Consider the following 18166-nt stretch of genomic DNA (forward strand, 5'->3'; position numbering starts at 1 on the left):
ATTGTTTGTGGAACAGGCATCTTGCCTGTTCCTTGAATTAAGCTGTAATTCTTTGTGGAACAGGCATCTTGCCTGTTTGTTTAATTAAGCTGTAATTCTTTATTGTTTGTGGAACAGGCATCTTGCCTGTTCCTTGAATTAAGCTGTAATTGTTTGTGGAACAGGCATCTTGCCTGTTCCTTTAATTAAAACAACTACTTACAAACTTTTTAAGGAATAGGAACCGATCGCAACAACTTGTCAACAATCGTTTTAGCCCTCCTTCCCCCCGCCGGAATCAACCTGTGAGACAGTACGTGCGGCGCCAAATCCTTCACATCATCCGGGGTAGCAAAATCCCGCCCCGAAATAAACGCCAAAGCCTGCGACGCCCGGTGCAAAGCCACCGCACCCCGGGGACTCACCCCCAGAGTAATCTCCTCATCTTCCCGCGTCGATCGCACCAAATCTACAATATACTGTTTCAAAGAGCCTTCCACCTTCACACCAGCGCACAAACGACGCAATTCCTGCACTTCTGCCAAAGAAATACAAGGCTGCAAATCTTCAACAGCAAAACTATCAGAAAGCCGTTCCAACATTTGCAACTCTTCCAACGCAGCGGGATAGCCCAAAGTCAAAGACAAAGTAAACCGATCCATTTGCGCTTCCGGTAGCGGAAAAGTGCCTTGATATTCGATCGGGTTCTGAGTCGCAATCACAAAAAACGGCGTCGGAACATTCCGAGAAACTCCATCTACTGTCACCTGCTTTTCTTCCATCACTTCCAGCAAAGCTGACTGAGTTCGCGGCGTCGCCCGATTGATTTCATCAGCAAGCAAAACATTAGCAAAAACTGGGCCGGGCAAAAACTCAAACTCTCCGCTGCGCGGATTCCAAATATTAGTACCGGTGACATCCGTCGGTAACAAATCGGGAGTGCACTGAATCCGCTGAAACTTCCCATCGATCGATCGCGCCAAAGACTTCGCCAGCAGCGTTTTTCCCACACCAGGCACGTCTTCCAGCAGCGCGTGTCCGCCCGAAAACACGGCTACCAGCACCAAGCGAATAGCATCCGCTTTGCCAACCATAGTTTTGCCTAGATTTTGTTTGAGCCGCTCAATATGTTGTCTCATATCCCTGATTTCTAATTGTTAATTGCGAATTGCTAATTGCTAATTGTTGAAAAGATATCAAGATTGCCAAATTCTTGAGTCTTTGCCTTGCGGACTTCGTATTTGTACAACTAGAATTTAGTCTGACTCATCTTGCACCATTTTTAAAAGCGATCGCCTGTTCTAGATCACATAATTATTAGACTTTAGCAGTTAAGAGGCTTCTAGCAATATCGCAATCTGCCTGAATTTGAGTTTTGAGAGCATCCAGAGAAGCGAATTTTTGTTCGGGTCGCAAAAACTCTACCAAACTCGCACTCAAGGTTTGACCATACAAATCCCCAGACCAATCTAACAGGTGAACTTCCACAGTGGGTTGCAGACCGTCTACCGTCGGGCGGCAGCCAACATTCATCACCCCATTGACAAAAGATAAATTGGATGCTGTGCCGGGGATTACAGATTTGGGGTTTTCCCGCTGATAGGAAGAACTTTCCTCTTTCATATTTTCCCATCCATGCTTCAGCGAGACTCGCACTGCATACACGCCAAAACGTGGCAAAAATTTTTCCGGCGGCAGTTCGATATTAGCAGTAGGAAATCCGATCGTCCTACCCAGCCGCTGTCCCCCAACCACAGTTCCGACTAAACTGTAAGGTCGCCCCAGCAACTGATTCGCTCTTCTGAGGTCGCCGGATGCCAGACCTTCGCGGATTGCAGAACTGCTGATCCGATCGCCCTCACCGCAATTGTGCAGCGGTACAAGAGCAACATCAATACCGTAACCAGAGGCGATCGACTGCAAATCCACAGCCGTCCCAGCGCGTCCCCGCCCAAACCGAAAATCAACCCCCACACTAATTCGACTCGCTTTTAGTTGCCGCACCAAAATTTCCTCGACAAACTCACAAGCAGTCAAAGCCGCTAATTCTCGATCGAACGGCAGCAGCACAAGTTGCTCGACGCCCATGGCTGCGAGCAATTCTACCTTTTCTGCCAGAGGTGTCAGCAGTTTTTTCGGTTGACCCGTAAAAAATTCTTGCGGGTGCGGATCGAATGTCACCACAGTGCTGTAAAGTCGATCGACCCCATCAGAATCGATTCCAGAAAGGCTGTTGCCGTCGGCCCGAGCGCCTATCAAACCCTCGAACTTATGGCGGCTGTCGGCTCGATCCGGCGGTGCTGCTGAGTCATTTTCGCAGGTCGCCGGATGTTCTGTTTCCCAATTTTGATCTGTGCCAACGTTTGAGCGCAAGTTTTGCCCCGACGCAATCACCCTGGCAGAATTTTGCCCAGGCGATCGATTTAAAATTGGCTGCACGACTTGTCGATGCCCTAGGTGCAAACCATCAAAGTTTCCCAAGGCAACAGAAGTTGGAGTCAGAGCAGCGGTACAAGAAGAAGTTACCCACACGCTTAAAATTTTGACATACTTAGTGCGATCGCCAGTCGATGTTAGATTTTAGATTTTAGATTTTAGAATTGACTCCACAGATAAATCTGGAAGCTTGAACTTTGGTCTAAACTTTTTGGTTTTCCACGACAGGAGTACGTGGCACGGTATCCGTCTTTGAGTGAGGTCAGCCCTCGCTTAAATGTCAGATTTCACCGATCAAGATTTCAGCACCATCTGACAATCTCACATCCCTCAGACAGAAACTTGAGGCGCTTGCACCGACACTTCAGACAAATCATTATCAGGAGGCAGCAATTGTAACGACAAACCTTCCCGCGCCATCAAACTATTCGGGAATCTTTGAGCCACTTGTTCTCCCACCCTGTCTAAAAACTCGTCATTGTGCAGCGGGTCGTGGTGAAAAATCACCAACTTTTTGACATTAGCAGCCTTTGCCACCTTCACCGCTTCCTGCCAAGTCGAATGTCCCCAGCCGACCTTGCTGCTCTTCTCCGCATAATACTCCTCATCGGTATAAGTAGCGTCGTAGATCAGCACCTCAGCATCCTGAGCCAAATACAGCACATTTTCGTCTAAACGATCGGGAAAATGTTCGGTATCAGTCACGTAAGCAGCCGAATACCCCCGCCAGTTTACGCGGTAGCCTATAGCTTCGCCCGGATGGTTCAGCAAAGCAGTTTCCACCTTAATCTCTCCGATTTCCAGCGGTTTGCCCACTTCTATATCGTTAAATTTCAGGTCTGCCCCCATAATTTGCAGGGGTACCGGAAAATTGGGGTGCAGCATCTGGTCGTGGAGGCGCTGCTGGATAGTAGCCTTATTAGGAGCAATAGCCCCATAGATGTGAAAGCAGTTCCCAGGAATAAAAGCTGGGACAAAAAATGGGAATCCTTGAATGTGATCCCAGTGAGAGTGAGTAAAAAACATATGAGCTTTTACGGGCATCTGGGACAGGAGAGTTTGTCCCAAAACCCGCAATCCAGTACCGCCATCGAAAATTAGGCGACTCTCACCCACTCGCATTTCTACACAGGGCGTGTTGCCCCCGTAACGTACTGTTTCTGCCCCGGGAGACGCTATGCTACCTCTAACGCCCCAGAAGTGAACCGTGAATTGGTTGTGCATACTAGACATGGGTTTTCTTGCAAGATTGTTCCGGCGAGTTATCGATAAGGTGTTTACATATTACTAAGGGCTTTACCATCAAACCCAAGTTCTTTGACGGTCGAGTTCCCCACTTGTGGGAACTGCCAAGAGTCTCGCTCATCGCGAGAATGCAAAACTGTTGGGCTTGACAACTGAGCAATAAATTACAAAGTAGACGTTGGAAGTCTCGATCGTAACTATTCTTTTCGTCTCTTCACTAGCCTAACCTCCGCAGACACACTTTGGGGCAGTAGTTCTGTCTGAGTTTGGTCAAAAGCCGCTGTTTCTCCAGCCTCCGCAATTGCCGAACCGGATTGCGCGGTCAGTTGCTTGCCTTGCTGCTTTACCGGTTTGAACCCGGATGATGGGCTTCCTCAACTCCCATTAATTCAAAAATCTTAGCAGTTTAGGAATGCTCCTGCTAATTATCCAACAATACTTGTCTGTGTCGGGATTCTCAGCCCGCCCGGAGGCTGCGGTGCCCTAACCTAGCGGTCAAGCTGAACCCAGCCTCATCTGACACCGGGGGTAGCAGCGAGAGTCCGGGCCGGCGGGCAAAAGGCTAAATTTTCGTCGTGCATTTCTTGGCGGACGAATTGAATCACTCAAAATTCCCCTATTTTCGGAAATTAAAAAATTTCGCTTTTTGGCTATCATGCCAACTCCGATCGCCATTCTGTCTCAAGAGCGATGCAGAAATATTCCCTGTTAACCTGTGGTGCTTTTCTCAAGCATCTTCAATCGCTCTATTTTTGGTAAAGATTTCTCGGAATTCAGCGCAGTTGCGGTACTCGCCACGGGTTTGAATTTCCGGTATCATAGAAGCTTAGAGTCTTATTTGCCGAGAATCTAAATCAGTGCTAAAAAAGCCTGGATAACTTTAAGTTATTTTTCAAAAAAGTCAGTATGAATCAAGTTAAAAAAACTACAACCAAGCTGAATAGATCGCCTGTGAAAGTGTCCGATCGCACTTTGGAACTCGGTAATCTTCCCTTGAGCGACCTGTCTTTAGAAATAACTGATGGTCAAGCTTTGAGAGAATTGAGTTCGGACGATCGCCCGCCGGCAACCCCAACAGTCACAGGCCGGACTGCCGAAACAAGGCGTCGGAGGGTAGATGGTAAGACCTCCTGGGCCCGATCGCCTGTGGTTTCTACTGCGTTTCTCAAATGGCTGCTAGAGAGTTTGACTCGATCCAAAGGTTGGCTGGCAGTTATCACCCTGGCAGCAGTTTGGGGGTGGTGGAACAGTGAATTACTGTTTTCCACAGGCCTGGGGATAGCAGCGATGATGGTGGTTTACCGAGGGCAGTCGTGGGACTGGCAATTGCTGCGAGCAAAAGGCGAGCAATTTTGGGAGGGCCCGAACCGTCGGTTCGTTTTAGCCGTCGGCACCGGCGGCATTGCTACCTTGGGCGCTTACATGAGTTTGGCGATTTGGGCGGACTCTGAGAGCCACTGGATGGCTTTGAGCCTAATTTTGCAGAATTTGGGTACGATCGCGATTGCAGGGGTGTTGCTGCGGCAAGGGTTGAGTCTGGGGGCAGCAAAAGATGAAGATGCGATCGATCGCATCTTGGCGGATTTGACTGATGCTGACCCCGTGAAGCGTTTGATTGCTGTGCGGCAAATGACCGATTTGGTGAATCAGGGTGGGTTTGGCCCTGTGAGCTCGGTCAAAAGTTCCATAGCCCGTTCCCGCGCTGCCGAGTGCTTTCGCCTGATGCTGAGTCGGGAACCAGAATCTGTAGTCCGCAATGCCCTTCTCGAAGGTTTGCAGACTTGGGACGCTACTTATGGTATGGCTTTAAAATCCAAAAATCAAGTCATCGACTATTAGCTGACCGTCAAAAGCGTAAAAAGTAATTTTATGAATATTCGGAGCTTTTACGCGCAGGGGAGTCCTAGGGTCGATCGGAGAATTAGACCCCACCAGATTGGGCGCCGGCATTTCATCCTGAACAATTGGGTTGCCGTCAATGTCACAAGCAGATAAAACAGTTCGTCGCGAACTGGTGACAAGTCCTGACACCCAGCGAACTGGATACTTAAAAGTTACTTCTATCAGTCCGCTTTTGGGGGCCCCCATTAACACTGTTGCCCCAGAACCAGTGAAAAATGCTGGGTTTGAAGGTTGGATGGCGACGGCATTGCTAAAAGTCACCCCCCAATGTGCAAACTGGTGTTCTACTACTTCAAAGCATTTCAAGTCTTCTAAAGCTACCCGGACGATCGCAGGTACCGTGGCGCGCGATCGCACCTCTGACCCGGCGCCTGAGCGTTCTGGAGTGGCGACAACAGACTTTTTGCCGTTTAAATCCATGCTTCGACAGGCTGTGTCAAACTCTGCCAACCCGTCTGATTGAAGACTTTTCGCATCAACCATAAAACCCTCGCGATCCCTTTTTCTGAGCAGTTGCATTTTAGTAGACCTCCCTGAGATTAGTTATTTCTTGTGTTTTGGAATTGATAACGGCGAGGCCCGTGATTGCCAAACCTGCAATTAGGAATCGAAACCCCATTGCCCGCCCTCCAACAAAGACTTTCGACCTCAAAAGCCACTGCTCCGCAAAATATCGTGATTAATGATTTGTGATTGGCGAGCGTCGGCCAACCTGCCGCCTGCCTGAAAGCGAGTTCTAATAGTCCTCCTTTCCGAGCGCCTGCTTTCGGGGTTAGCGAACAGACTCTATTTTGTTGAGGGGTCTCACCCATCATTTTGCTATTATCTCCGATCGGCGGTAGTTTGCAACAGTAAGGATAACTACACAGCCGAATTGCCCAAATCGCAAAACTTACTTGCTGTCTGTAGTTTCACGCTTCACCTGTACTAAAATAGATTTAAATCATTACTCAATCTTTACAAAAACGCCACCAGCTTTGCAAGTTTTTTAAACAAAGACGGGGCGACGGAAAAGAATCTAAAATATAACAGCGATTAAGGTTAGTTTATGCTTGTACCCCTCGGCTTCGGTCAGCGATCAATAGTTACTTCTCTCGGCAGAATGGTTTACTACACTGCTGAAAAAATGCCTTGGATGGGGTTGCCGACCTCAACTTCGGAAAATAAGCCGAACTTAGTATTTTTTCACGGTTTTGGCGGCGGGTCGAGTGCCTACGAATGGTCGAAAGTTTATCCGGCTTTTGCCGCAGAATATCGAATTTTAGCACCGGATTTAATCGGTTGGGGGCGATCGGAACATCCGGCAAAAAATTATCAGGTTGAAGATTATATCACAACTTTGATCGAATTTCTCGAAAAAACTTGTGGCAGTCCGACAGAGGTGATTGCTTCTTCGCTGACAGGGGCGATCGCGATTCGAGCTGCGATCGCACGGCCGGATCTCTTCAAATCACTGATTTTGACCATACCCAGCGGTTTGTCGGATTTCGGACAAGATTACGGCAGCAGTTTCTTCGCTAAGCTAGTCAACACGCCGATTTTAGATCGCTTGCTCTACAGTACCGGAATCGCCACAGACGGTGGCATCCGTAGCTTCCTAGAACAACGCCAATTTGCTGATTCGCGTCGCGTTTACCAAGAAATTGTTGATGCTTACCTCCAATCTGCTTTGGAACCCAATGCAGAATATGCCGCCCTGTCTTTTGTGCGGGGAGATTTGTGCTTTGACTTGTCGCTGTACATCACTCAGCTAACAACGCCGACAGCGATTATTTGGGGAGAAAAATCGCAGTTTACCGGGCCCGATATCGGCCAGCGGTTGGCAAACCTCAACCCCGAAGCAATCAAAGTTTTTCAACCTCTGGAAAACGTAGGTTTGACTCCGCAGTTAGAAATTCCGGCTGTCACGATTGGCTTAATTAGGCAATACTTAAAATTGCTTTCGGAAGGGTAAAGAAGTTCGGCAACGGATTTTGTAACGGATGTAACGGATGTAAAGGATGTAAAGGATAGAAGGAAGAAGGAATATGAATTCCCTCTTCCCATTAGCAATGACTACTGACTACTGACTACTGACTACTGACTACTAATTATTCTTTTACTCGCACGTCGATAACGCTGGCGTTGAAAATGTACTTGTTGCCTTCAAGCTCTAGCGTAGTGCCAATTTTGACTTTCGTATTACCTAAAACCGGGCCATTTTCAGTAAGTTGACCTTTTCCCTCTAAGGTAAACATCATATTTCTGCTGAAGGCTTCTTCTTCTCTGGGATCGGGGAGAGCTTTCAGAGTGCCGTTGGGCTGAGGAACTGCTAGGGTTCTGGTGAGAGTTTTGACCGATTTGATGGTAATCTGACCGGACGGTTGATTGCGGATCACCACATTGATTTTATCACCTGTTTTGAACAACTCTGGAACGTTTGTTCCTTTGAGACCGATCGCAATTGCATCAATCTCTACAGGTTTGATACTGGTGCCGACTTGGGCGACGGAACCGCCAGAAGTGCCGGGAAAGAAAAAGATTCCGACTGCAACTAGCAGTACGATCAGAGCGGCAGCTACGTCTAGAATGCTGAGTTTGCCGAACAGTCGGCCTTGAGAATCTAAAATTTTCATAAATCGCCTATTATACTGATAGCGACAGGAGTATGTTTACAAGCTCAGGACTTACACAGAAATCGATGAAAAACAGATGCTGTGATTGCTTGGCTACCGCTGGCAATGACATACTTTATTGATGCGTAAGTCCTGAAGCTAAAAGATATTACCACAACGATCGCCCCAAATCCGCATGACTGGGGCACTTAACCCAGAAGGCAGTTGACGGCGGTTGGTTGGCCTGCGGGTCGATCGCCCAGAAGCTGGTGGCGCGGTTAAAAATTGACAAAAAGCTAGAATAGCAACTAAGCAGCCTCAAATTACGTCTGCCTATTGAGTGACTTTTCGAGTTTTTCCTCAAATTTTATCTAACTTCTCCCACGTATCAATCATGTTAAAAAGTTTTTGGTTGACTTGCCGGCGTACTTGTGGCCGGGGGATTTATCTGTTTCTGTCCCTGATGGTGGCTGCGGGTATCTGGGTGGTTTCCCCGGAACCGACTCAAGCATTTTCTTTGCCTGAACTGATTTTTCGGGGCATTCAAGTGATTCAATTGTCGAATATGTCCGATCGCCAAGAGGTGACTATTGGCCGACAAATTAATCAGCAGTTAACCAGGAGCCAGTTTAAGATTGACCGCGATCGGGACACTACAGAATATATTAACCGTATCGGTCAACGACTCGCTCAAGAAAGCACTCGCCCCAATATTCCTTATACTTTTCAAGTGATTGACGACGACGCGATTAATGCTTTTGCAACTATGGGCGGTTTTGTTTATGTGAATAAAGGCTTGATGACAGCGGCGGACAATGAGGCAGAATTGGCAAGTGTGATCGCCCACGAAATCGCTCACATTAATGCTCGCCACGCGATTCAACAAATGCGTCAAATGGCCATCGCTTCAGGCGTAGCTTCCGCCACTGGGCTCGATCGATCTCAGGCGGTTCAGATTGGGGTGGAATTGGCTTTGCGCCGTCCCCACAGTCGCCAAGCTGAGTATGAAGCCGATCAGTTGGGATTGCAAACTATGGGGCGAGCAGGCTACGCTCAATCTGGGATGGTTGATTTTATGAAAAAGTTGCTCAACAAGCCTTCTCCTCCTAGCATTTTGAGCACTCACCCGGCAACTGGCGATCGTATTGCTGCTATTTCGCAGGCTATAGATCCGGATCTTGCTAGCGGTGAAGGTTTGGATAATGAGGATTACAGGCTAGAAATCCGCAGGCTTTTAGGTTCGTAGCAATTCTCAATCTGTCAGGGGCTCTCTTATTTTCTCTTCTCTTTTCTTACTTCGCGATCTTCGCGTCTTCGCGGTTCGTTAAAAAATAAATCCAGTTACTAGGGTAAGTCAGCAGCAAGTTAATTTCGATTTAATAGATATCACATCTTGCACCATTCTCAAGAACGGGATCTCCGGCCCGTTCCACAAGAGATAAATTTTCTTTTATGAACAGGCATCTTGCCTGTTCATAAAAGAATTATTGACAATGGTGCAAGATATAAGATAGATCGAACTTAAACTGACGCACCCTAAAACTACAAATTGATTTAACACTGCTGTTGAACAACAGAATCGATCGCAGGTTCCGGGGGCGCAATCGGCTGCGGCTTCAATTGCCTGACAACTTCGTCAAACGGCAAAATTCGGACTTGATGGTTAAATACATTTACTTGATAAACTCTGCGGTAGCTGAGGTCAAATCCTGTCAGCCAGCCGCTTTTGGGATGATAAGCACCCGTGTCAATATCCAACCACCCTTCGCCCCTGACTAATTCGCCCGGTCTGACCCCATGAAAGGTAAAGGTGATCGTGTGACCGGTGATAATTAATTTATTGGGAAAATAGGGTTTCGACATGGTGTGAAATTCCCTGCGAATCCAACACAGTTGTTCGATCGATTGTTCATCGATCGACAGATGGGGGTCAACGCCGGCGTGAACCAGCCAGATGTCCCCTAAGTCCAGGTGCGTGGGGAGCGATCGCAGCCACTCTAAGTGTTTATACGGCATCATCCCTGTATCTCTGTAGCTCGCTACTGTCGCATCGCCACCACTGTATAGCCAAGATTGCCACGCTCGCATATCCATCGGCGTTCCCGACAAAGCCTCCAGCATCAGTTGTTCGTGGTTGCCCAACAGAGTGTGGTAGGGGCTTTGCTGCACAAAATCTAATACCTGAGCGCTTTTGGGGCCACGATCGATTAAGTCTCCCAAAAAATAGACGCGATCGTCCAAGCCGGGGGCAAGTGCCTCTAGCAGGGTCATTAACCCGTCGTAATGCCCGTGTACGTCCCCGATAACAATGCGCCGGTGCTCCATTGTGTTTATCCGCTTCCCTGACTCAAAAGCCCCATCTCTAGCTTATAGCATCTGATTTTGCTGTTATTTGCCTCCCCTCTTTTACGGTGGAGGGGTGTCACCCATTATAGTGCTTTTTATAAAGATTCTGTAAAGCTCACCAGTATCTGTTTGCTTAGCTACTGGTAGAAACACAGGCAAGCTGCTAATTCTGCTTCTGCAACTGCTGTTACTGAGGCAAAGCTTTGAGTTATTTCACGCTTTAGGGTGCATCAGCGATTAGCCGACGGATTAAGTCGAAAATAATCCTAGCTGACACACCGTAAAATACGATCGAGCCTTAACGATTGTCACTGAGTCAAAGCTTTGAGGAATGTTTGGAGTTCTGCCAAAAAACCTTTCTTTTTTAAGGGTTTGGCAGGTGTGGTGGAGTCAGGATCGGCGCTTGGGAGAGAACCGGCTAAAATCCGCTCTAAATCGTCTCCGACAGGTTTTTGGGCGGTTTCAGAAATTAGTTTGTATTCGTCGTTTGTTTCCAACCACACTTGCCACGATTGGGGGTAGCAGCGGAATAAAGCAGCAGTGTCTAGGGGTCTGATATAGTAGCAGGATTCAATTTTGCTGAGGAATCGATCGCGCAATTGGCGGCCCGCATAGCCTATACCTATGGTGGCAACATCTTCCAGACGCGGGTTGAGTAGAATTACTGGGCGACCGGCCGCAGCTATATAAATTTTTTCAACTTGGGCAACTTCTACGGCGGCTGGATTGATCAAAATGAAAAGTTGATCTTCCGGTGATATTTTATCTTCAACAGGGGTGCGACTGCTACCCAAATCAGTGACTTTAAACGGTGTTTCTCCCCAGTCGCGACGCGCGAGGGCTGCCGCACCGGTGTCGGGAAAAAAGACTTTTACTCCGGGGTATATTTCCTCAAATTCTGGGAGAAATTGTAGGGTGATAGACTGTGCTTGCAGGGCGATTTCTGGAAATACTAATTCGACTTGCAGTAGAGTTTTGCCGTCCGAGAGGGCAGCGGCGGTGGCAATGCGGGATTGGGCGATCGCCTCGTTGAGATCCTTGGGCAGTTCTGTCATTAATTTAATTGTTTTTACTCGACTTCTCTCAATCTAATTTTACCTGAGATATTGCACCATTCTCAATTACCTGTTTAGGAACAGGCAAGATGCCTGTTCCACAAAAAAAATTTACTCTTTGTGGAACGGGCAAGATGCCCGTTCTTGAGCATAGTACAAGATGTAAGTTTTACCGCATTAAGCAACAAAAGCTAAGACCGACACGGGCGAACCTGAACCTCCCACAAGGCGCAATATTCCGATAACTAAAATGATTTCATCCGCAGGTAACAAGTCGAGATTTGCTATATTTTCCAGCACTATTCGCTGCTTTTCCAATACCAATTTGTTAACCGCAAAACTTTCATCTCGCCCGGTATCGACTCCGTGAGTGTCGGTGCCAATTCCCGCGATAGAGCGTTCTTCTAGCAAAAATTGAGTTGCTGCTTTGCCAAATCCCGGAAAGTGGCAAATTCCGCGATCGTCTCGGTTGAAAAAGGCTCCCTCGTCATCCCATTTTTCTTGCCAGCCAGTATACAATAAAACTAGATTTCCCGGTTCTATAAGTTTGTGCTGCCGTTCCCAAGTCAATATATCATCAATTGTTAAAGTGTAGTCGGGATTGGCAAGACTTTGCTTTCGGATGTCGATCGCAATTGCCGGCACAACGAGCGACTGCGGGGAATAATTATCAATGCTGGCGCCTCCTGCATAAAAGCTGTTGGGTGCGTTAATGTGAGTGCCGCTGTGTTCTCCCATTGAGAATTTTCGCAGGAAATACCCGTCTGTTTCTATTTGAGATACTGGGGCAATTTCTGTCGCTGGATCTCCTGGCCAAATGGGAATATTTGGGTGAATTGCATGGGTTAAGTCTACAATTGTGCTATAGGCGATCGTTTTGAGATTATTTAACTTTAATTGGTTTGTCATATCGTTGGCGATTGTTTTTGAAGTATTTAACCGCAGAGGGCGCAGAGGGCGCAGAGTTAGAGAAGAGAGGGATGGATAATTCGGATACGAATGGATTTGATATCATTAGGTAAAGTAGATTGATTATTTATTAGACATGGTTGATTTTTTGACCGTCTGCACTCTCAATCTAAAATCTAAAATCTAAAATCTAAAATCTAAAATTCGCTTAGTCGATCGAGCGTTGCTTGCATCACATCCTTGGTTTGCCCGGAAACAGTATACACCAAAGCTTCTCGATAAACTCTCCCCGCCGGGTGTACCGCACCGTTAGCAGCACCGCTAGAAACTGCTACCGCAGCGTGCCCGCAACGCACCGCTAAATCAATGGCTTGAGCTCGCAGCGCTAATTGTTCTGCTTTCGAGCTATGTTGAGATTGTGGGAAATTCTGTTTTAGCCGATCGAGCTTTTGCTCTAGTTTTTGGCAAGCCGCCGTTATAAAAGGTGAATTCTTAGCAGCCCCGGCTGCTGCAATTACATCCAATCCCGCTCGAATACAGCCAAAAGTAGCCGGAACAAAATTCAGTATATTTTTGGTGTCGTTTTCCGAAATCCAGCCCACAGGTTTAACTGAAATTATTTCCGATTCATGCAGCCACCAATTATCGAGAGTGGCTGTCACAGTATTAGTCGAGTTCATGGCGATTAACTGCATGATTTCGCTAAAAGCTATTTTACCCGATTCGCGTTCAATATTGGCAAAAGGCACTAAACCGAAAACAGCGCGTTCGTCAGGAAGTACCGCCGCTACAATAAACTTTTGAAACAATCCAAAACCTGTTACCCAAGGAACTTTTCCTGACAGTAAATAGCCCACTTTTGTGGGAGTTGCGGTGACGGCCGGATTGCCCGATCGCCTCAAATGCGAAAACCCAATACCCAAGCGTAACTCTTTTTGGGCGATCGCGGGCAAGTATCTGCTTTTTAGCATTTCATTGTCGCTGTTGGCAATCATCCCAGTTGCGCTGTGGTGCTGAGTTTGCAGGAAAGACAAAGCGCCGGAATATCGAGCCGTCAATTCTTGATATTGGTAAAAAATCGGGAGTGCAATTTCAGCACCGCCCCATTTTTGGGGAACTCGCAATGCTAAGAGCGATCGATCTTCCAATCCCGCAAATGCTGTTTCTAGCGCTTCCGAGTCGCTGTCGATAATTTCCGCGTGGGGTGAAACGCACTTTTGCAGGTAACTTTCTGTGCTGTTGAGAATATATGGGGAATCCATTTTATATAATTATTTTATAGCTGTTTTTCTCTAAATCATTGTGAACCAGCCTAAAAATCTGCCCTCAAACTAACTTATTTACTCACATTTTGCACCAGTCTCTAGAACAGGCTCTCCGGCCTGTTCCACAAAAAGTAAATTTGTTGTGGAACGGGCCGGAGAGCCCGTTCATAAAAGGCTTACTGAGAATACCCAAAACTAATTTATTTCCACATTTTCCAAGGAGCCTTTCCTTCATCCCAAAGTTCGTTTAAATACTTGTATTCTCGATAAGTATCCATCGCAAAGAAGAAGCCATCATGACGGTAAGCCATCAACTGTCCGTCTGCAGCTAAACGCTGCATCGGCTCCTGTTCTAAAATACAATCATCTCCCCCCAAATACTCAAATACCCGGCGGTTAAATATCATATATCCAACACTGATCCAGCCATCTATTTGAGGTTTTTCAGAAAACTGTACTACGCGGCTATCGCTGTCTACATCCAAAATTCCAAAGCGAGAAATCGGACGGAATGTGGTGACAGTTGCCAGCTTACCATGAGACTTGTGGAAATCGACTAAAGCCTCAATATTGACATCAGCTACTCCATCGCCGTATGTCACCATGAAATTCTCGCGATCGATATATTTTTCTATCCGTTTTACCCGCCCTCCTGTCATGCTTTCCGCGCCAGTTTCAGCCAGTGTCACCTGAAAATCTTGTTCCAGATGTTCCTCGTGATAAGTGATGGTATTTTGCCGTCCCAGACAGATAGTAAAGTCATTGTTCATGGCTTCATAATTAAGGAAATATTCTTTAATCATGTTGCCGCGATAGCCCAAGCACACAATAAAGTTTTGGAAACCGTAGTGTGCATATATCTTCATGATGTGCCAAATAATTGGATGTCCCCCCACCTCCACTAAGGGTTTGGGACGAAATTCTGTTTCTTCTCTGAGACGAGTACCGAGACCACCTGCTAGGATAACTACTTGCATTTTTTTAATTTTTAAAGATCGGGAGTTACGCATCAAAACCCAAGAAACCGGGTTTTTTGCCGTTTCTGCGGGTGTAACGAAGTATTTCGCAAAACACCCGGTTTCTGACCACTCGTGTGTCCAAGACTAAAGATAATCAATTAATGTATCATCAATCATTAGTAATTTTTTCAAAGAATTATTAACATTTTTTCATAGTGAGTGAAGCTTTGTAAGCTGTTCGACATTTAAAAGACGATAGTAGGGTGCGTCATTACACAAGTGTTTCCCGCATAAGCGCGTAAGTGTTTACTGCTGACCAGGAATTTCAAAGGTGGTACCCGCCACGTAATTTATCCGTGGAATCAATCCAAAATCTCAAATCTAAAATCCTCAAGAAAGAGCATTTATCCCTGGGGTCAATTCTTTAATCTCAAATCTCAAATCTCAAATCGATTGACGCACCATACAAGCCTCGTTAAGCTGTTGTGCATTTAAATTGTATGTTGAGGGCGGGCTTTCCGGCCCAACCCCTACTCCCCACAAGAAGGAAAATTTATTTCCCCATGCAATTTAAATGCGTATTAGCTTACTGGTTTAAATGCTCCACAGCTTAAACCACAGGTATCACGAACTACTATGAATAATCGTAGAGTGCGCCGAGGCGCACCGTCTATTAAAATATAGCGCGCAATTTCTAACTTAGGAATGGTAGATTAGGAAATAGACAAACAAATCAAACATCTATACTAAATATACAGCATATTCGGTGGTTCATGAAGTACAGTATCCGCCTTAATTGTTTGTACATTGTTATGTAGGGCGCGGATCTGCTCATGTTTAATGAAACTTGCAGATTGACTGGTGGCGACGCACCGATGCTTACGACAAGAGTGTGTGTACTGTATATATATGGAATATTCTGTAAGTAAGAGATTCAACAGAAATGAAAACTCAACTCGATCGCCTAAAAAATTTTTTAGGTATCCTCTGTGCGATCGCCTCCATAATTATATTATTCCAATCGGCTATACCTGGTGTTTACGCCACGGTTGTTGCACCGGAAGGCTCAACGATACCACAAACCACCATAGCTTTTGTACCCAACATACCGGGCGGGGGATTAGAATTTCACGAATCAGCAGGAGGACACACTTTAGAGAGACACGTTGGTAAAACAGAAGCACAACTAGCACAGCGACTCGCAAGCGAAACGAGAATTTCTGCTGCATCTTCTTTTATCGATCGTTCCGTCGCCGAAGCGGCTATTGCAGAAGCAATGAACAGAAATCAAAGTGCGATCGACTCTTGGGTGAAAAGTCGAGGTAATCGTTATACGATCGACTACAACGCCAACAGAATAATTGGCATTACTCTGCGTCGCCGCGCATCCAAAGCAACTTCAACATCTCGCCTGAGAATCGTCCTCCAGCGCAGCGCCAAATTACCTCCCGGATACTTTATTCTCACAGCCTATCCCCAATGATCAATCAATTTCCTCATTTAACCCAATTTTTCAGTTCCTACTTTCACCAAGACTGGCCGTTAGAAGCTGACACTCCCAGCGATGTAGTGAACAACTACCGCAGCAGCGAACCGCCCGCAAGTGTTGAAGCTGCATCGCAAGAGCTCAGCAAACTGCTCGAAATGCCGATCGCCCCAGCCGATTTAGAAGCATTCATCCTCGATGAATTAGGGTGTTACTACGATCCACAATCCGAAAATCAAACAGTCAGAGAATGGTTGGAATCTGTGCAAAAATCTTTGAATAATCCTAGCTAAACTTTATATATTTGTAAGGACGCGGCAGTGCCCTGTCCCACAATTTGTCTATATATTTGTAAGGACACGGCAGTGCCCAATGCGTGTCAAATTAAGCTTTTCGTCCGCTAGTCCTCGCGCCTACCCGCCAGTCCGCCAGGGAATGAATTCCCTGTCTAATAGTCAAAGTCCTCTAAAAGAGGACTGAATAATTCATTAGTCCTCTTTTAGAGGACTTCAGCTTTGAGGCAGGGGTTTCAACCCCTGTCGGACTATCGGTTTAACGTTAAGTTGACACGACGAAAGGCAGTGCCGTGTCCCTACAATTTGTTCACAATCTAATAGGATTGCTAGCTCACTTGCTAACCGTCAATAAGTAGCCTTCGTGGACGTTGAAATTAGGGATAACATAAGCCAAGCTGCCGCTACCAACCGAAAAACTTTCTTCTTTAACTGTGACAAGCTGTGGCACGGCTCCTTCTTGATTGTTGGGAATCTTTTCTAATTTTAGAGTGATTTTCTGACCTCTTTGAATACCTAGCTGCTCCAAATTGCCGATGGTTAATGTTACCGTTGTTGCTGAGGAAAAATTGGGGTCGAAATAACCTAAAAGTATCTGTGCTTTACCTTCAGGATTGGACTTGCTGGCTAAAGCGACAAGGCGATTGTTATTTGACCAACTCCGCACCCGCGAATTAACTCCGTCAGCATAAGCTTTGTAAGTCCACCAAGCAGCTCTCGGCTCAAAAGTATTAGGCGTGACCATCCCACTCAGCGTATTGTTGAAGCAATTGCTAACTTTATTTGGCCCTTGAGTATCCCAACAAGCTCTGCAAGCACCGTCAGCTTTTGCATACTCTAAGTTATACAAATAACCTAAGATTTCCCCCGGCTGGTACTGCGCTAAGTTGCCGACAATTTCGTTGACGTAAATTTTTTGCAATTTCAGTTCCTTGTAAGAGGGACTTTGCTGAAAATTGCGTTTAGCCTCAATTACGTGATCGTCAACAAATAAGATCATCGTGTCGTTAAGTTCGTGCCACGAGAGGAAATTTACTTCAAGTTTGTTAGCCTTGCAGTAATCCAAAAAAGCGGCGAGATATTCTTTGCTGTAGCGGCCGAGGCTGGGCCCGCCAATCATTGCTGACGGCCCCAATTCTTCCCGCAAAATTTTGTAAGCTCTTTTGTAAGTTTCAAAGAATTGTTCTCTGCTTCCGTTCCAAAATGGATCTTTCCAATCTGGCTCATTCCATACATCCCAAATAATTTTCTTGCCTTTATTTTGCTGAGCTAATTGCCGCACGAATGCTTCCCATGCGGGGTAGTTTTGATAGGGCCAGCCATTGGGATTGCTACCGTAGCCCCACAAGTCGCTGACTACTAACTGAAACTCGGCTCCGCTGGCGATTATGCGATCGTAAATATCGAGTCTCCCCGCCCGCCAAAGTTTGGGCTGCAAGGGTTTGATAGAACTATCCGGCGGCTGGCTGGTATCGATTCCGTGCAGGATGCCGCTCATGGAAATTGTACCGGTGGCTGGCTGTCCAAAATCTACTGTGACGTTCGATCGCAGTTGGGCAACAGTTGGTTGCTGTCCCAAATAGGCTATTAACAGAACAGTGACAATAGCTAAACAAATTGGCAGCAGTTTATTAATCCGTGGGAACTTGAATGTAAATTGCATATCTTTTCTTTGGTTGATGTTTTGTGGAATGGGC

The 18166-nt window shown here is 46.4% G+C and carries 17 protein-coding genes; 5 read left to right on the forward strand and 12 right to left on the reverse strand.

Features of this window, described 5'->3' with window-relative positions; translation table 11 throughout:
• Positions 1 to 209: 209 nt before the first annotated feature.
• From QUB20_RS03160 to QUB20_RS03170, 3 genes are all read right to left on the reverse strand, one after another.
• A complete protein-coding gene (locus QUB20_RS03160; RefSeq protein WP_333057199.1) occupies positions 210 to 1118 on the reverse strand; it encodes a MoxR family ATPase in 909 nt (302 codons plus the stop codon).
• 178 nt (positions 1119 to 1296) lie between these two features.
• Complete coding sequence (locus tag QUB20_RS03165) at positions 1297 to 2511, reverse strand: bifunctional riboflavin kinase/FAD synthetase (protein WP_333244623.1); 1215 nt, start codon at positions 2509 to 2511, stop codon at positions 1297 to 1299.
• 234 nt (positions 2512 to 2745) lie between these two features.
• A complete protein-coding gene (locus QUB20_RS03170) occupies positions 2746 to 3648 on the reverse strand; it encodes an MBL fold metallo-hydrolase (RefSeq protein ID WP_333244626.1) in 903 nt (300 codons plus the stop codon).
• A gap of 918 nt (positions 3649 to 4566) precedes the next feature.
• Between QUB20_RS03170 and QUB20_RS03175 the strand changes: the two genes are divergently transcribed.
• Positions 4567 to 5499, forward strand: a complete 933-nt coding sequence (locus tag QUB20_RS03175) for a hypothetical protein (RefSeq protein WP_333244629.1) — start codon at positions 4567 to 4569, stop codon at positions 5497 to 5499.
• Here QUB20_RS03175 and QUB20_RS03180 read toward each other — a convergent pair.
• Positions 5467 to 6081: a hypothetical protein gene (locus QUB20_RS03180; RefSeq protein WP_333291159.1), complete on the reverse strand. Its 615-nt coding sequence runs from the start codon at positions 6079 to 6081 to the stop codon at positions 5467 to 5469. The genes QUB20_RS03175 and QUB20_RS03180 overlap by 33 nt on opposite strands.
• Positions 6082 to 6610: 529 nt before the next feature.
• On the opposite strand from QUB20_RS03180, the gene QUB20_RS03185 reads away from it, so the two are divergent.
• Positions 6611 to 7516 (forward strand): alpha/beta hydrolase, encoded by a 906-nt coding sequence (locus QUB20_RS03185; RefSeq protein WP_333244635.1) that lies wholly within the window; start codon positions 6611 to 6613, stop codon positions 7514 to 7516.
• 136 nt (positions 7517 to 7652) lie between these two features.
• On the opposite strand, the gene QUB20_RS03190 is transcribed toward QUB20_RS03185, so the two are convergent.
• Both QUB20_RS03190 and QUB20_RS03195 read right to left on the reverse strand, forming a co-directional pair.
• Positions 7653 to 8177: a DUF4330 domain-containing protein gene (locus QUB20_RS03190; RefSeq protein ID WP_333055675.1), complete on the reverse strand. Its 525-nt coding sequence runs from the start codon at positions 8175 to 8177 to the stop codon at positions 7653 to 7655.
• A gap of 148 nt (positions 8178 to 8325) precedes the next feature.
• Complete coding sequence (locus tag QUB20_RS03195) at positions 8326 to 8448, reverse strand: hypothetical protein (protein ID WP_333244640.1); 123 nt, start codon at positions 8446 to 8448, stop codon at positions 8326 to 8328.
• A gap of 102 nt (positions 8449 to 8550) precedes the next feature.
• Here QUB20_RS03195 and QUB20_RS03200 point away from each other — a divergent pair, with 102 nt between their 5' ends.
• A complete protein-coding gene (locus QUB20_RS03200; RefSeq protein WP_333244642.1) occupies positions 8551 to 9402 on the forward strand; it encodes a M48 family metallopeptidase in 852 nt (283 codons plus the stop codon).
• A gap of 308 nt (positions 9403 to 9710) precedes the next feature.
• Here the strand turns inward: QUB20_RS03200 and QUB20_RS03205 are convergent, their stop codons facing one another.
• From QUB20_RS03205 to rfbF, 5 genes are all read right to left on the reverse strand, one after another.
• Positions 9711 to 10481 carry a metallophosphoesterase family protein gene (locus QUB20_RS03205; RefSeq protein ID WP_333244645.1) on the reverse strand — a complete coding sequence of 257 codons (771 nt, stop codon included), beginning with the start codon at positions 10479 to 10481 and terminating at the stop codon, positions 9711 to 9713.
• A 329-nt stretch (positions 10482 to 10810) separates the two neighbouring features.
• Complete coding sequence (locus tag QUB20_RS03210; RefSeq protein ID WP_333244648.1) at positions 10811 to 11557, reverse strand: DUF1995 family protein; 747 nt, start codon at positions 11555 to 11557, stop codon at positions 10811 to 10813.
• 177 nt (positions 11558 to 11734) lie between these two features.
• Complete coding sequence (locus tag QUB20_RS03215) at positions 11735 to 12466, reverse strand: cyclase family protein (protein ID WP_333244651.1); 732 nt, start codon at positions 12464 to 12466, stop codon at positions 11735 to 11737.
• A 197-nt stretch (positions 12467 to 12663) separates the two neighbouring features.
• On the reverse strand, positions 12664 to 13728 hold the full coding sequence (locus tag QUB20_RS03220; protein WP_333244654.1) for an acyl-CoA dehydrogenase family protein: 1065 nt from the start codon (positions 13726 to 13728) through the stop codon (positions 12664 to 12666).
• Positions 13729 to 13931: 203 nt separating this feature from the next.
• Entirely contained in the window at positions 13932 to 14708 is a 777-nt protein-coding gene (gene rfbF, locus QUB20_RS03225; RefSeq protein ID WP_333244657.1) for a glucose-1-phosphate cytidylyltransferase, read from the reverse strand.
• A gap of 925 nt (positions 14709 to 15633) precedes the next feature.
• On the opposite strand from rfbF, the gene QUB20_RS03230 reads away from it, so the two are divergent.
• Together QUB20_RS03230 and QUB20_RS03235 are read left to right on the forward strand one after the other, a co-directional pair.
• Positions 15634 to 16173 (forward strand): RNase A-like domain-containing protein, encoded by a 540-nt coding sequence (locus QUB20_RS03230; RefSeq protein ID WP_333244660.1) that lies wholly within the window; start codon positions 15634 to 15636, stop codon positions 16171 to 16173.
• Positions 16170 to 16469, forward strand: a complete 300-nt coding sequence (locus QUB20_RS03235; protein WP_333244663.1) for a contact-dependent growth inhibition system immunity protein — start codon at positions 16170 to 16172, stop codon at positions 16467 to 16469. The genes QUB20_RS03230 and QUB20_RS03235 overlap by 4 nt, the downstream gene beginning before the upstream one ends.
• A gap of 334 nt (positions 16470 to 16803) precedes the next feature.
• Here QUB20_RS03235 and QUB20_RS03240 read toward each other — a convergent pair whose 3' ends face one another.
• Positions 16804 to 18132 (reverse strand): GH39 family glycosyl hydrolase, encoded by a 1329-nt coding sequence (locus QUB20_RS03240; RefSeq protein WP_333244666.1) that lies wholly within the window; start codon positions 18130 to 18132, stop codon positions 16804 to 16806.
• Positions 18133 to 18166: the final 34 nt, after the last annotated feature.

It is taken from the genome of Microcoleus sp. B4-C2 (genome assembly GCF_036705265.1).
In the GTDB taxonomy this organism is placed as follows: Bacteria; Cyanobacteriota; Cyanobacteriia; order Cyanobacteriales; family Microcoleaceae; genus Microcoleus.